Below are 15,044 nucleotides of genomic sequence, written 5' to 3'. Positions count from 1 at the left end.
CCGTTTCCTCCGGTGCGTCACTGGCCGCCGCCGAGCACGCGCCGGATCTCCGGCTCGTACGCCTGCTCGTCCCGCCTGCTCGTCACCACGCCGCCGCCCGGGGTCTGCACCTCGAACGCCTGCTCGTCGGTGACGATGCGCGCCTCGTCGTCCTCGATCGGCGCCGGCACGTGCTCGCTGTAGGTCCGGCGCTTGCTGAGCTCGGGGTTGACGGTGCCCTGCTGGTGCTCGCCCTGCGTGGCGGCATGGCTGCGCAGGCCCCGCGGGACCCCCTCCAGCCCGGCTCCCCGGGAGCCGGTGAGCGGCGTGGCCGGCGCCTCGAGCATGCCCGAGCCGGCCTCGGCGCGCGCCTGCTCGGTCCCGAAATAGTCGGCCCAGGGGGAGGAGTGCCGGTCCTGGGACGGCTCACCGCGGCGCCGGGACGGCGGCTGGGTGGGTGCGGCCGGGGTGGTCGGCCGGTTCAGCACCGGCGGCGCGGTGCCGTCCGGGCGGAAGGCGTCGCGGCTGCCCGCGCTCGCGGTCGGGTTGAGCGCCTCGGCGCTGCCGGGCCGCTTCCGGTCCTTGTTCCCGGTGGGATTCTTCAGTACGGGCGGCGCCGTGCTGCCCGGTGGACGGCCGAACGACTCGTCGCCCGCCGCGGGAGCGCCCGGAAGCCGGGTCAGCTCGTCGCCTCGCCGGCGTTCCCCGGTGCGACCGGGCATCGCGGGCGTACGCCCGTTCGGGCCGCCGGTGCCGCGGCGCAGGGTACGGCCCGGCGGCTGGAGTCCGGTGCCGGGTGGCTGGCCGGCGCCCCGGCCGAACGAGTTACGGCCGAGCTGGCCGGGGTTCGGCGGGAGGGCCGGCGTGGTCGGCGCGGTGGTGCCGGGGCGCAACCCGAGCGCCTGCTGACCGGTGCCGGGCGGCAGCCCGGGCAGGGTCCGGCCCAGGCCGGGGCGGACCACCCCGGGCGGCAGGACCGGGAGCCCACCAGGCAGGCCGGGCGGCAGCGTCGGCTGGTTCGGCAGGCCGGGCGCCGGCGCGGGGGTGCTTGTCGGCGGGTTGGCCGGCGAGATCGGCGGTTCGTTCAGGGTCGGTTCGGTGGGGTTCACGACGCTGAGCGCCGGCGGGATGGCCGGTGGCGTCGCGGGCGGCAGCGCCGGGGGAGCGGCCGGCGGCGGTCCCGCGGAGCCCAGGCTCGGCGGGTTCGGCGCCGGCGGGCTGCCCGGGTTGTTCAGCACCGCGTTCATCGGCTGGACCGGCGGCCCCATGCCGGACGTCAGCGTGGAGATGTAGTCGTAGTACTGGTTCGCGTACTTCTGCGCGAGGATCTGCGCCTTCTGCTTGTACTCCTCGTGGATGGGCTTCTGGTCCGCGGCGATCTCTTCCTTCGCCGACTCCGACCAGCTCCATGAGGTGCTGGTCATGAAGCTGCTGAAGTTCTCCCAGCCGCTGACGTCCTCCGCCGCGTGGAGCTTCGACTCGTACTCCGCGACGAGCTTCTCCATCTCGTCGCGCGCGTCGCGTGTGACATTCACCAGATGGCGCAACGCGGTGACGTTCTGCTGCGCGGCGTCGATCCACATGTCGAGGTAGCTGAGCGTCTCGCCGGGGCCCCGCTTGAGGAACTCGCCGGCGGCTGCCGGGGACTTCCAGTCCTCCTGGAGCTCGACGCTGCGGCGGTGGACGAAGTCCTTGACGTCCAGCATGAAGGCCACCGCGTTCGCCCACTGGTCGGCGAGGGCGGCGATGTCCTCCGGATGCATGTTCTTGATCTTGCGATTGACGTCGTCGATGGTCAGCGAGTTGCCCTCGCCGGGCGCCGACGTGAACGGCACGTTGGCGCCCGGGTGCGACTTGTAGTGCGTGTACCCGCTGTACTGGCTGTACCCGTAGTTCTTGTCGGCCTCGAAGCCGAAGTAGTTCGCCATCTAGCCCGGCACCTCGTCTCGGTACGGGTCGTACTTGCCGGCGATCGTGTCGGACACGCCCTCCTGGCCCTCGGTCTGCCGGCCGACGGTGACCCTGTCGGTCGGCTCGAAGTGGGTGCCGTCGCCGTCCTTGTCCTTGACGCTCTTCTCCGACGTCTCGGTGACGACCTTGCTGCCCTCGTCGAGGTCGGTCGTCTTCCGGTTGGTGGTGACGTCCTTGGCGTCCCTGGTCTCGGTCACCTCATGACCGACTTCACCGGACGACGTGTACGTGGTCGTCGTCCTGGTCGAGCCGGTCTTGTTGCCCTTGGCGTCGTACGACTCCTCGGTGGTGGTCTGGGTGTCGCCGTTGAAGTAGGTGGTCACCCGGCTCGAGGAGGTGGTGACGACGTGACCCTTGGCGTCGTACACCGTGGTGGTGGTGATCGTGCCGCCACCACCCGGGACGTTTGTGATCCGAACCTCGCGCTTCTCGCCGTTCGGCCCGAACGAGGTCTGCACTGTCTGGATCGGGCTGACCTGCCTGGTCTCGCCATCGGTCCACAGTCCACTGGCGGCGTCGAGCGGCGCGGCCTTCGCGTTGGCCTGCTGGTCCCAGTACGTCTCGCCGAGGCCCTTCGGCAGCCCGGACGGGCGCGGCACCGACTTGTCGCCGAAGGCGAACAGCACGTCGTTGAGGGAGGCGGCCGACATCGCGTCGCCGGTCCCGTAGCTGTCGGCGATGGTCTGCGCCGCGCTGCCGACGTTGTGCAGGGTCTTGCCGAGCATCTCGAGGTAGGCGAAGAGCTCCGAGGCGTTCGCCAGCACCTGCGCCTTCACCGCGGCCGCCTCGCCGAGGACGTCGGAGCTCCAGGCGTCCATCGGCATCTGGGTCAGCCGGCCCAGATGGGTACCACGGGTCACGAGGTCCACCTGCTGGTCGGACATGTGCTTGGCGTACTTGCGGAGGCCCTCCAGCTTGACGTCCAGCGGCGGACCGCCGTCGAGCCACGGGGCCCGCGCGTTCGTCGCGGTCTGTTCCGGGTACGGATTGCCGTTGTCGCTCATCACGCCTCCCCCGAGTTGTGGCCACTCATGCGGTCCCCGAGCCGGTCCCCGAAGGTTAGTACGACAGGACACCAGGCGGGGGACGCTAGAGAGTACGCCCCCTTCCCCGAACGGGTTCGAACCGTTTTCGCTCGAGGGGTGTACGTGATGGCAGGAGTCCATGGCGTACAGAGCGGGGTGGCCGCGACAGCCGACCTTGGCTACCTTCGAGTCCACATGGGCGTTTCGCGGTCGCTCCCAGAGTGCGCCGACAACGAGAATCGGGGTGAACCACCTTGTCAGGAACTCCGGGTATGGGTCAGCTCCATGCCACACAGGACCAGTTGAATACGATGGCGCAGAGATGCGAGGAAACCGGACAGCACATCGCGGGCGGCATGGCCCGGCTGCTCGAACGGATTCAGTCGCTCGGCGGCGGTGGCTTCCAGGGCACCGCGAACAACGCGCTCCAGGACGTCTCGGTGCAGCTCAACGACGGCCTGAAGAAGATCATCAACGCCCTCGACGAGCTCGCCGGCAAGATGAGCAGCGCGTCGAAGCAGTACGGCGTGCACGACGAGGACGCCGCGCAGGAGATCCGCAACGCGGCCGCCTCCACCGGGGACAGTTCCGTCATCAGCATCCTGCGCGGCTGAGCGCGTAGCCGAGATCGGAGAGGCGAGTCAGATGGGTATCACCTACAACTTCGGCGAGATCAGCGATGTCGCCATGGCCATCGGCACCTTCGAGGGCCAGATGGACCGTGAGTTGGCCGACCTCTACGCCGAGTTCAGCAAGACGTTCGCGGAGGACTGGACCGGCGCCGCCGGTGAGGCCTGCGACCAGGCCCGGCAGAAGTGGAACCAGGGCGCGCTCGAGATCAAGGCGGCGCTCCAGTCGGTGGGCGTCAAGCTCGGTGCGTCCGCGGAGCGGATGCAGCAGATCGACCAGCAGATCGCCGCTGGGATGTGACCGCCACCGGCCGCCGGCGACAACCGGCGGCCGGCGCGCGATATCGGCAGTCCGGTTCGCCGGAGACGTACGACGGGATAGGTGCGCCGATGGCGGACGTAGCCGGGCGGCCCGACTGGGGTGCTCTCCGCAACATGGTCGCCGACCTGAGCAGAGCCACCGCGGAACTCCCCGAGATGCAGAAACGCATGCTCGCCGTGACCGGCACCGCCTGGTCGCCGGACCGCATGATCAAGGCCGTGGTCGGGCCCCGCGGGCACCTCATGGAGCTCGAGATCGACCCGCGGATCCTCCGCCAGCCCAACTCCAAGGCGCTCGCCGCGAGCATCGTGCAGACCGTGCGGGCCGCCATCGAGGAGGCCGGCAAGCAGAGCAACGAGGTACTGAACGACGCGCTCCCCAGCGACCTCCGGGCGCTGGCCGGAACGGATGTGCGCACCTTCGTCGGCAGCCACGACACCGACGTGCGCAAGCGGTTGGAGGACGACCATGGGTGAGTACGTTCGGATCAGCTCATCCCCGACCGACATCATCAACATCGCGCACCGGATCAGGGATCGCGGCGAGGACCTCGCCAAGGCCGTGCGGGAGCGCATCCCGGAGATCGAGGAGCGTGAGGGCCGCGAGGGCACGTTCCCGCCCGACCAGTTCACCAACGAGTTCCACCCGCAGTACGTCACCGCTACCACGGACGCCGAGGGTCACCCCTCGACCGCGAACGTGGCGCTGCGCAGCGCCGCCGCGTACTGCGGCGACAAGCTGATCGAGATCGGTAGGTACGTCGCCGACGCGATGGCCTCCTACGATGTCACCGACGAGCAGTCGGGTGCCGACATCGCGAAGTCCGGGCAGGTGTGAGGCGACGGTGATGCACCGGCCGGACGGCCCGGCGGCGCGTCGTGGCTAGCGGCGACGACCACGAGGTCATGACGACGATCCTCGACTGGTTCGCTTCCGTCGAGGAGTACATCCCTGGTGCCCGCAGCTGGGTCGGCGAGATCATTCTCGGACCGATCCCGGAATCCAGCGCCAACGACGTCTACGACCTCGCCGACCAGTGGGGCCTGCTCGCCGAGACGCTGAACGACGCGTACAAGGACATCTCCCAGGCCGCCAACGGCATCCTGGAGAACTGGTCCGGCGACGAGTCCGCGCAGCGCTTCGCCGAGCAGTGGTTCGCCTACCTGGAAGGCCTCCGCTCGACCGCCTCCGGCACCGGCGAGATGCAGGGCGCCGTGCAGAAGTTCGGCCTCGAGGTCGAGCTGATGAAGTTCATCGCCGCGGTCAACCTGGTGATGCTCGCCGTCTCGCTGTTCATGCTGATCCTGGCGATCATCCCGTCCGGCGGCGGCTCGATCGCCGCCGCGCCCGGGCTCTTCGCGCTCTGCCGCAAGGCCCTCCTGGAAGCGGCGACCGCGGCGGTCCGGAAGATCGCGTCGATCTCGCTCAAGGTCCTGCTCAAGTCGATGGTCCAGCTCTTCAAGAGGCTGCCGTCGGCGCTGGCCAAGGGAGCGCCCCGGGTGCTGGCGGCCGGAAAGGGCGCCGTACCGAAGGTCCTCGCCGCGGGCAAGAACGCGACCTCGCGCGCGCTGGCCGACGCCGGTAAGAAGCTGAGCAGGGACGCCCTGGCCAAGGCCGCCAGGACCGGTCTCACCAACCTCACCCCGCGCCAGCTCGCGGCCCGCGGCATCTCCAAGGCGGTCGCCCAGAAACTGGCCGCCAAGGAGCTGCGCAAACTCGCCACCAGAGAGCTCACCGGCACCCTGAACAAGGGGGTCCGGCGGACGCTGCAGCGCGAGCTGTCCAAGGAGATCCGCGAGCAGCTCCTCAAGAACTGGGCGAAGAAGAAGGTCGGTCAGGAGGCCGCCGAGTCCGCCGCCACCAGGGTCGCCACCACCGAGCTGGAGAAGATCGCCGCCCGGCGGGCGGCCGAGGCCGGTCTCGGCCGGGAGTTCGTCTCGTACGTCGGTACCCGCACCGCGTTCGGCGCCATGTTCATGGGCGGCACCGACGTGCTCGGGCAGATGTTCCAGGAGATGTCCGGCAACCGGACCGAGATGGACTGGGGTCACGTCGGCACCAGCACACTCCAGGGTGCGGCGTTCGGCGCGGGCATGTTCGGCGGCCCGATCGGCCACGCCGTCGGTGGCGCGCTGGCCGGCGGTGGCACCGCCCTCGGCACCGAGGTCTACGCGGTCGCCACCGGCCAGAGCGACTCGATCAACTGGAGCAACGTCGGGCACGGCGCGGTGCAGGGTGCCGCGGCCGGCGTGATCTTCGGCGGTCAGACCCACCTGGAGAGCTCGCACATCGGCGGTGGCCACCTGCGGATCGGCGAGGACGTCCAGGTGCTGCCGGGTGCGAGGGAGGGCGACTTCACCGTCGTCTCGGCGCGTTCCACGCACAACGAGAGCCTGGTGCTCACCAGCGACGGGCAATTCTCCTGGTCGACCGACTACAACGGCGGCAGCTCCGGGCACAGCGAGGGCTTTCGCTCCACGGACACCGGCATCCAGGCCCAGCACATGGCGCCGGCCGCCGCGTCGACCGCCGCCGCGCCGGGTCGTACGGAGGCGCTGGCCGGGCGGAGCGACAGTCCGGTCCGGGCGGAGACCGGGGCCCGGCAGACCACGTCCACCGGGAGTGGCGCGACGGGCGTGGCGGGGCAGGAGCGGGTCGGGGTGGGCGGTGACGGGCCGCCTCCCGATGGTGGGCCGCCGGCAGCGGCCCGGCCGGAGCAGACGGCGACCGGGGATCACACGTCCGCGGCGGACCGCGGGGCGGATGATGGGCCCGCCGACCGGGGCGCGGGAGATCGCCCGGCCGCGGCCGGGACCGGCGTGCGCGACAGCGGGATCCGGGACTCCGGACCTACGGACCGGGTCATCGACGGCGGCGACAGATCCATTTCAGACGGTACGGCCTCGGATCGTCCCGAGGGTGAACACTCCGCCGGTGACCGTGCGGGCGCGGATCAGCAGCCGGGCGATCGTTCCGGCACGGATCGGCCGGCTGTCGACCGGGCCGCCACCGATCGTCCGGGTGTCGATCGTCCGGTGAGCGACCGGACGGGTCCTGATCAGCCGCTGACCGACCGGGTTGATGGCGATCGTGTCGCGACGGACCGGGTTGGTGGTGATCGCGCGGCGACCGATCGGGTTGGTGGTGACCGTGCGGCGACCGATCGGGTTGGTGGTGATCGCGCGGCGACCGATCGGGTTGGTGGTGATCGCGCGGCGACCGATCGGGTTGGTGGTGATCGCGCGGCGACCGATCGCGTGGGTGGTGACCGTGCGGCCACCGAGCGACCGGCCGGGGAGCGCACTGTTCCGGACCGCGCGGCCTCCGATCGCACACCGTCGGGTCGGGGCGCCTCCGAGCGCGCTTCTTCCGAGCGGGTCGCCTCCGAGCGTGCTTCTTCCGAGCGGGCCGTCTCCGAGCATGCTTCTTCCGAGCGGGCCGTCTCTGAGCGTGCTTCTTCTGAGCGGACCGCTTCTGAGCGTGCTTCTTCTGAGCGGACCGCTTCTGAGCGTGCTTCTTCTGAGCGGGCCGTCTCTGAGCGGAGTGGGACGGAGCATCGCCGGGATGAGGTGGCGCCTCCTACCCGGCCTGGGGAAGAGGTGCCCCGGCGGGCCGATGTGGACGGTGTGCGACGGGGTGAGGAGCCGCCAGCGATCCGGGAGGAGCGGCCTGCCGCTGAGCATCCGGTTCGTGAGGGCGAGCAGGCGCATCCCGGGCGTGACGGGGAGGGCGGTGGGCGGCCGCACGACGAGACTCCGCCGGACGGGCCGCCGCCGCACGATGAGACTCCGCCGCACGACCCGAGCGCCGTGGGGCCCGGTGAGAAGGCGATGGCCGCGGCCGGGCACGAGACCGGTGTCGACCCGACGCCTGAGTCGATCCGACAGGGGACCGTGCGGTTCCGTGAGCACCCGGACTTCCCCCGCATCGCGGAAGAGATGCGGGAGCTCGGCGTCGAGATCTACGAAGAGGACGCCGGGTGGCCGGAGACCGAGTACCGGCACGTCTACGACGCCAAGGGCAAGGTCTTCTGGCGGCTCGAGAAGCGCATGCGGGTCATTCCGGACATGCGATTCCTGGACTTCGAGCACGAGGTCGGCCACGTCCACCAGATGGAGAGCCGGGCCCGTTTCCCGAACGGCCCAGAATGGGGTACGAACGCGGTCCGGGACACCGGGGACGGCACCTTCCCCTCGGCGAAAGCGGTGCCGAACATCATCGGCAACCGGATGTTCATCGTCGAGTACCACGTGCGGCTCGAGGAGATCATCCGGCTGGATCGGAACGGCGCCGACCCGGCGATCGTCGCGAAGCACATCGAGGGCCTCGGCGAGTACGCGCGGGAGTACAAGCAGCACGTCGAGACCCGATCGCAGAGCAAGAACGCCAAGTTCGCCGCCGATCACTTCCCGGACATCCCGGCGCTGCGCGAGCAGGTCGACGCGATCGCCGAAGCACTGCCGGAGCGAGCCGCAGCCGAATCGCCGGCAGCCCGCGAGACGCCGGCAGCCCGCGAGACGCCGGCAGCCCGCGAGACGCCGGCAGCCCGCGAGACGCCGGCAGCCCGGGAGACGTTGGCAGTTCGGGAGGCCCCGGCAGCCCGGGAGACGCCGGCAGTTCGGGAGGCTCCGACTGCCCGGGAGACGCCTGCAGCCCAGGAGAGGCAGGCGGGCCCGGAGACGCCGCGCGGGACTGATCATGATTCGGAGTCCGGTAGCCCGATGGCGAAGCGGGGCGACACCGGCCGCTCGCACGTTCCCGGTGAGCATGATCCGTTCCGGCTGATCTCGGTCGACGGGCCGCCGATGGACCGCCCGGTGGCCGCGCCGCACGAGGTCGTCCACACCCTCAACGGCGAGATGACCGACCTGGTCAACGGGCGCCAGCCGAGTGAGCCGGGCGTGCCGCACCACGGCACTTGGGACAGCGACACGCAGGTCATGCGGGTACGGTTCGGCGACGGCCTCGAGGTGGACGTCAAGATCCAGGTGAACGAGTCGGTGCCGCCGGGCCGCGCGGTCGTGGTCCGGCCCCCGATGGAGGCGCTCGACGGGGGCGGCTGGCGGCAGACCGAACCCGCCGGCGTGGTGCTGTCGACCCACGTGCCGGAGGACGTGGCGGCGCGGCCTTCACACGTACGGGAAACTTTGAATGACGCCTGGCGCATCCTCCACAGCGAGGTGGGCGACCAGCTGCGACCGCCGGCCGAAGGCCCGGCGGGCCGGGCAGCGCACGAGGGCGTGCCGGCTTCGCCCCACGACAGCGCGACCGCACGCGACAGCGCGACCGCACGCGACAGCGCGACCGCACATGATGGTGTGACCGCACGCGATGGTGTGACCGCACGCGACGGCGCGTCCTCGCACGATGGTGGGGCGGCGCCGCACGATGATCCGCCGCCGCCGGGCGAGCCGATGCGGGCGGAGGAGCCGCCGCAGTCGCTGCGGATCCTGGAGATCATGCGCGGCGAGGACGTGCCGGAACTGCCCGCCGAGGTGGTCAACCGCCATCCGGCCACCCGGGCCGAACCGCCACCGGCCGAAGGACTCAACCGGGACCAGGTCTCCGCGCAGCTGCGGTCGCGCACCGGGCCGGAGCAGTTCGGCCGGTGGTCCACGGAGCACCTCGCCGAGCAGAACGAGCACGGCGGTTGGCAGCCGAAGTCGCCGGCCGAGATCAGCCGGACCGTCGACCGCCTCGCTGAGCAGGTACTCGACCAGGTGACACCGCGCCACGAGGAGCCGCCGACCCGCACACCGCAGTCACACGAGCAGGCTCGGCAGGAGCAGGCCCGGCAGGAGCAGGCCCGGCAGGAGCAGGCCCGGCAGGAGCAGGCCCGGCAGGAGCAGGCCCGGCAGGAGCAGGCCCGGCAGGAACGCGTTCGTGAAGAGCGGGCCAGGCAGGAAGTGGCCGCTCGGGAGCGCGCCGAGGCCGAGCAGCGGGCCCAGCGCGAACAGGAGCTGCACGACCAGCGGCGCCTAGAGGAAGAGCAGGCCGAGGGGCGGCGGCGTCTCGAGGAGCTGAACCGCGAGCGGCAGCGGCACGAGGACGAGTTGTTCGAGCAGCAGCGGCGCGACGACGAGCTGCGTGAGCAGCAGCGCCGCGACGACGAGGCTCGCGATCAGCGGCGCTGGGAGGAGGAGGCCCGGGCCCGTGAGGAGGCCGAGCGCGCCGCGCACGAGCAGCCCGGTGACGGCCCGGGTGGGCGTGGCCCGGACGGTGAGTCGCCGCGGCGACCGGGCGAGCCCCGGCCGTCTCTGCGCGAGCTCTTCGCTCCGGACGAGAACAGCCTTCCGGAGTCGGTGCGGCGCGCCGAGGCGGCGTTCCGGCACGAGATGGCCGGGCGTGACTTCGCCGGCCTGGAGGTCCGGGTCCGCGAGGTGGTGGCCTTCTCGGAGGGCCAGTTCGAGGTCCGGATGGACATCCACCGCCCCGGCCAGTCCCAGCCGGTCGGCGTCGTCCACCGGCTGTTCTCCCGGAACCCGGACGGCACCGTGGAGGTGCACCACGAGAAGCTGAAGCTCGACCGGTGGTGGCAGGGCAGGGGTTTCTCCCGGGCGTTCAACAACCACATGGAGGGCTGGTACGTCGAGTCCGGCGTGGACCGGATCACCCTGCGCGCGGCCATGGACATCGGCGGCTATGTCTGGGCCCGGGACGGTTTCAACTGGAGCCGGATGTTCGGCGAGCGGTTCCCGTCCGAGGTGTTCGCCCGCCTTCGTACGGAGATCAATCGGTTGAACCAGGACCTCGGGCAGATGACCGAGGCCCTGTCGCGCGGCGACGTCGAGGCCGCCGACCGGATCGCCGGCAAGTACGGCTACCGCGACTCGGCCGAGGGCCTGAGCCGGATGACGCAGGAGTCCCGGGACGCTGAGGCGCTGCACCGCAGACACGCCCGGACGAGGTTCGGACACCCCGACTACCCGACGCCGTACGAGCTCAGTCAGGTCGGCCGGGCCGGTCAGGAGGGCGCGGAGGGCAGCTGGATCGGCAAGCGCGCCATGCTCGGCTCGGACTGGCGTGGGGAGCGGGCGCCGCGCTGGCACGAGGAGGCTCCGCTGCGCGTGGAGCCCGAGACGCCCTCGCCCAGCCTCGGCGGGCACCCGAACGAGGCCCCCAACCTGCATCGCGAAGCGCACGAGCCGTATCGTCCGGCGGACGACCAGCCGTATCGTCCGGCGGACGACCAGCCGTATCGTCCGGCGGACGACCAGCCGTATCGTCCGGCGGACGACCAGCCGTATCGCCCGGCGGACGACCAGCCGTACACCGAAGCCGATCGCCGGCTCCAGCAAGACCGGATCGACCGTGCCCTGAACCCGGACCGTTACGCGGAGCCGGACGCGGCGGACGCGAACCCGAACGCCAACGACACCCCGGAACATTCGCACGACCACGGCACTCCACCGCGTACGAACGAGGACGTCCTCCTCAACGGCAGCGACGTCCCCTTCACCCACGACGCGGTGGCCCACGTCGCTGATCTGATGGGTCTCGACCTCAGCGGGGTCGACGTCCATCTGATCTCCGACCTCGCCGAGGCCCGGATGTACGACCGGGAGGGCGTCAGCGCCGTGACCCCGCCGGAGTACGGCGGGCGGCAGGTCCGCCTCGGCCCGGCCGCGTTCGCCGACGCCGAGACGCTGGCGGCCACGGTCGCCCATGAACACACTCATGTCAGGCAGTTGCGCGAGGGCCGGGTCACCGGACCGCACATGCTGCGCGAGTTGGAGGCGGAGGCGTACGCGAGCGAGAGCGCGGCCGTCCAACGCTTCCGGCAGGGTTTCGAAGGGTGGGAAAGTGCCGGAGAAGGCGCAGTTCTTGATCGAGGAGATCACCGACCTGGCGAGCCGGGGCGGCCTGCTGGTCTCGGGGAAGGTACTCGCTGGGGTGATCACGACCGGGGAGACCCTGCGGGACGCGGTGACCGGGGAGTCGGCGAAGGTTCTCGGGGTGGAGTTCGAGACTCCGCGGAGCCGGCGGATGGGCTGGGTCACGCTCGTGGTGGAGCGCACGAACCCGACCCCGGTCTTCGTCGGCCGGATCCTGGTGACCTGAATCGACCGATCGGCGGCCGCCGGCCCGGCGAGCCACCGTTCGGGTTCGACCGTTTCTACAGCGACGGGGGATGGCCCGCCGAGGCACGGCGGTTCGAGACCGCGGTCGGCGTGCACTTCTTCAACGACCCGCACACGCTGGGCACGATGCGGGAGGCCGTGTCCCGGCTCCGGGAGGTGCTCACCGACCTGGCGACGATCGGCGAGACGGAGCCGGTCCGTAAGGCCGAGATCGCCCGCGAGGTCGAGCAGGCCTTCTTCCGGGACGATCCGAGAGCTGTGGAGAGCGCCGGCCAGGTCGGGCGGGACGTGCCCCTCGACACCCTGCTGCGGGAGGGCAACGTCCGGGAACTGGCCACCGCGTTCTACAACGCGGCGTACTCGAACCGGTCGAGCCCGCACCGGCTGTCCATGGCGCTGATCTCGGCGTTCGACCACGGCCGGCTGCGGGAGGCCCTGGCGGCCGGGCTCGATCTGCGGGAGCTGCGGGGCGTCCACCACCAGGTCGAGATGAGCACGGTCCGCAGGGTCGTCGGCTCGCTCGAGGACCGGCTCCCGCCGGAGGTCGAGCGCCGGTTCGCCCGGGATCCGATGACGACCGGGAACGCCCTGCGGCCGACCCAGCGTGGGTACCGGAACCTGCTCGAGGTGGTGAGCAGCCAGTGGAAACGGGGAGACGCCCCGGAGCGGCTCCTGCCGGACCGGGCGAACACCCTGGGTCACTACGAACGGATCGGCGCGCCGCTCGGGAAGTTCGAGAGGGAGTTCCTGGAGCGGATGGGCGGGGAACGTCTGGGGGCCGATTCGAAGCTGGCGTGGCGCGAGGGCGAGGTCGTCCACGACATCGAGAAGCTCGACAACACCCGCTGGGCCCGGGGTGTCAAGCGGGACGGCCACACGATCCAGGACGGCGTCTCGGCCACCACGACCCGGATGCTGACCGCGGCGCAGCTGATCGGCTTCCACGGCCCCAGGGCGGAGAGCTTCCTGCACGGCCTGATGGGCTGGATGCTGCCGTCCCGGGACCACTCGCTGTTCGAGATCCTCCGCGGTGCGAGCATGGCCGAGGTCGAGCCGGTCGCCGTCCACTCCCGGTCACAGCGGCTGACCGCCGCCGACCTGCACCGCAGCCTGCCCGGCGTCGACCTGCACACGATCCGGACCGAGATCGCACGTGACGGTCTGGTGCCGCACGAGGTGTTGTATCTCGACCATGCACAGGACACCTCGGTCAGGGGGTTCACCGAGACCCACCACAAGGTGCCGGAGATCGCGGACCGGATCTGGTCGCAGCTGCGGAGCGGCCGGGTCGAGGAGGGCAGCCCGCTGCGTGAGTGGATGGAGCGCAACGGGATCGACCCGGACCGGCCGGAAGAGGTGCGCGCGTTCGGCGAACGCCTGACGAAGCCGCACATCATGGCCCTGACCGTCTACACCAGACACAGTCACTACCTGATCAACAACGTGATCACCGCGGAGATGCTGAACCCGACCCCGGCCGAGACCCCGGTGCGGATCGTGCACGACCGGAAGATCAACGCGCTGGTCGACAACTACCTGAACAACAAGGTCGACGGGGCGAAGCAGTTGCCGCTGCCCCTGGCTCTGCGGCCGATCGTGCACGTCGGGGACGGGCATCTCGACTCCACGTCGGCGTACCGGCCGTCGGCCGAGCGGTACATCGCGTCCACCCGGGCGATGCGGGACGCCCAGGCAGAGGCCGCGCGCCTGCTCGCCGCGGGCGATCAGGCCGGTGCCGCACGGGCCGCCGAGGCCGCGGACCGGGCCGAGGCCCAGGCCGGCCGGGCACACCGGGAGATCCGCCAGGAGCTGCGCAAGGTGGCACCCCGGCTGTTCGAGGAGATGCGCTGGCATGCCGACATGTCGTTCGACGCGCTCCAGCAGCTGCCCACGGTCGGCAGCCGGGAGGAACCGGTGATCGCGTACCGCGGCGACTGGACGACCAGGTACTACTCGCCGATCTACGGCTCGAAGGCGTTCCCGGACGGCAGGGCGCTGAGCGTACTGAGCATGAGCCCGCTGTCGGACGTCGCGGTGCGGTTCATGTCGGAGAACCCGGCCGGTGACAACCGGGTGATCGCCGTCTACAAGCTGACCGGTGTGGCCGCCCGGGACATCTCGGTGTTCTCCTCGTTCCCGGAGGACCGGGAGGTGGTCCTGCCACCGGGTTCGAAGACCCGTCAGGTGTACGACCCGGCGCTCGTCGAGGCGACGCTGGAAAAGCTGCCGGAGGAGTGGCGCGGCAGGTGCGAGATCATCGTCCTCGAGGAGAGGGGCGGAGATGGTTGACGCGCGGATCGAGACCGGTGAGCAGGGCTGGCGATACTTCAGCGGCCTGCATCGGCTGCTGCTCCGGCTGGCCGGCCAGGTGCCCGGCGACTGGCTGACCGACATGCGGCGGATGCTGGCCGGGGGTGACCTGGTTCTGCTGCCCGACACGGTGGCGGGCTCGGCGGTGGAGTTCGGTGTGCCGCTGACCAACGGTGAGGTGGCCCTGCTCCGGGAGATGACGCGGGCCTTCCTCGACGAGGACCCGATGGCGCTCGACCTGGTGACCCTCACCGAGGAGACCCCGCTGCCCCGGTACCGGTTCTTTCCGGTGCCGGCCGAGGTGCTGGCCACCGACGCGGACCGGATTCCGCCCCGGATGGATTTCACCGGCCGCCCCGGCGAGAGTCTCTGGGAGCTGCCGCCCGTGCTGGCCCCGCTCAACGACCTCGCCACCCGGCTGACCGATCTGGCGGACCGGTCGCCGATCATCTGGCTGCGCGAGGAGGACGACGTCCGCTCGGTCGCTCGGACCTGGCGCTTCCCGCCGGACGGGCCGCTCGACGGCGGCGTCCGCGTGGTGCTGGTCGAGGTGAGCCCGTACGCACCGGCCTGGGATCGGGCGCACGAGGCCTCGCGGGCCCTGGCCGGCCGTGGTGACGGCACCGCCGAGGTCGAGGTGTACTGGGCCGGGGAGGAGCTGCCGCCGTACCACCGGGCGGCGCTCGACGGCGCGGCGCTGCTCTGGCGCCCGGGGGAGAGGTAGGCC

8 protein-coding genes are annotated in these 15,044 nt (G+C 71.1%); 6 read left to right on the top strand and 2 right to left on the bottom strand.

Annotated elements, in window-relative coordinates; all coding sequences use genetic code 11:
* Positions 1 to 17 precede the first annotated feature (17 nt).
* Together CHC09_RS48335 and CHC09_RS08735 are read right to left on the bottom strand one after the other, a co-directional pair.
* The gene (locus CHC09_RS48335; protein ID WP_089292451.1) at positions 18 to 1,907 is read right to left on the bottom strand and encodes a hypothetical protein; all 1,890 of its coding nucleotides are present in this window, start codon (positions 1,905 to 1,907) and stop codon (positions 18 to 20) included.
* Positions 1,908 to 2,954: a hypothetical protein gene (locus CHC09_RS08735; protein ID WP_089292450.1), complete on the bottom strand. Its 1,047-nt coding sequence runs from the start codon at positions 2,952 to 2,954 to the stop codon at positions 1,908 to 1,910. It lies immediately after the preceding gene.
* Between the two features lie 293 nt (positions 2,955 to 3,247).
* Here CHC09_RS08735 and CHC09_RS08730 point away from each other — a divergent pair, with 293 nt between their 5' ends.
* From CHC09_RS08730 to CHC09_RS08705, 6 genes are all read left to right on the top strand, one after another.
* On the top strand, positions 3,248 to 3,589 hold the full coding sequence (locus CHC09_RS08730) for a WXG100 family type VII secretion target (protein WP_089292449.1): 342 nt from the start codon (positions 3,248 to 3,250) through the stop codon (positions 3,587 to 3,589).
* A gap of 31 nt (positions 3,590 to 3,620) precedes the next feature.
* On the top strand, positions 3,621 to 3,905 hold the full coding sequence (locus CHC09_RS08725) for a WXG100 family type VII secretion target (RefSeq protein WP_089292448.1): 285 nt from the start codon (positions 3,621 to 3,623) through the stop codon (positions 3,903 to 3,905).
* Between the two features lie 89 nt (positions 3,906 to 3,994).
* Complete coding sequence (locus CHC09_RS08720) at positions 3,995 to 4,402, top strand: YbaB/EbfC family nucleoid-associated protein (RefSeq protein WP_089292661.1); 408 nt, start codon at positions 3,995 to 3,997, stop codon at positions 4,400 to 4,402.
* Entirely contained in the window at positions 4,395 to 4,763 is a 369-nt protein-coding gene (locus CHC09_RS08715) for a hypothetical protein (RefSeq protein ID WP_089292447.1), read from the top strand. Before CHC09_RS08720 ends, CHC09_RS08715 begins: the two co-directional genes overlap by 8 nt.
* 68 nt (positions 4,764 to 4,831) lie before the next feature.
* On the top strand, positions 4,832 to 14,296 hold the full coding sequence (locus CHC09_RS46160) for a WXG100-like domain-containing protein (protein WP_179276981.1): 9,465 nt from the start codon (positions 4,832 to 4,834) through the stop codon (positions 14,294 to 14,296).
* The gene (locus CHC09_RS08705) at positions 14,289 to 15,041 is read left to right on the top strand and encodes a hypothetical protein (RefSeq protein ID WP_089292445.1); all 753 of its coding nucleotides are present in this window, start codon (positions 14,289 to 14,291) and stop codon (positions 15,039 to 15,041) included. Before CHC09_RS46160 ends, CHC09_RS08705 begins: the two co-directional genes overlap by 8 nt.
* The last annotated feature ends 3 nt before the right edge of the window (positions 15,042 to 15,044 follow it).

It is taken from the genome of Actinoplanes regularis (assembly GCF_900188005.1).
Lineage (GTDB): Bacteria > Actinomycetota > Actinomycetes > Mycobacteriales > Micromonosporaceae > Actinoplanes > Actinoplanes regularis.
The sequence above is the reverse complement of the archived record's forward strand: the minus strand, read 5'-3'. Positions and strand labels throughout refer to the sequence as shown.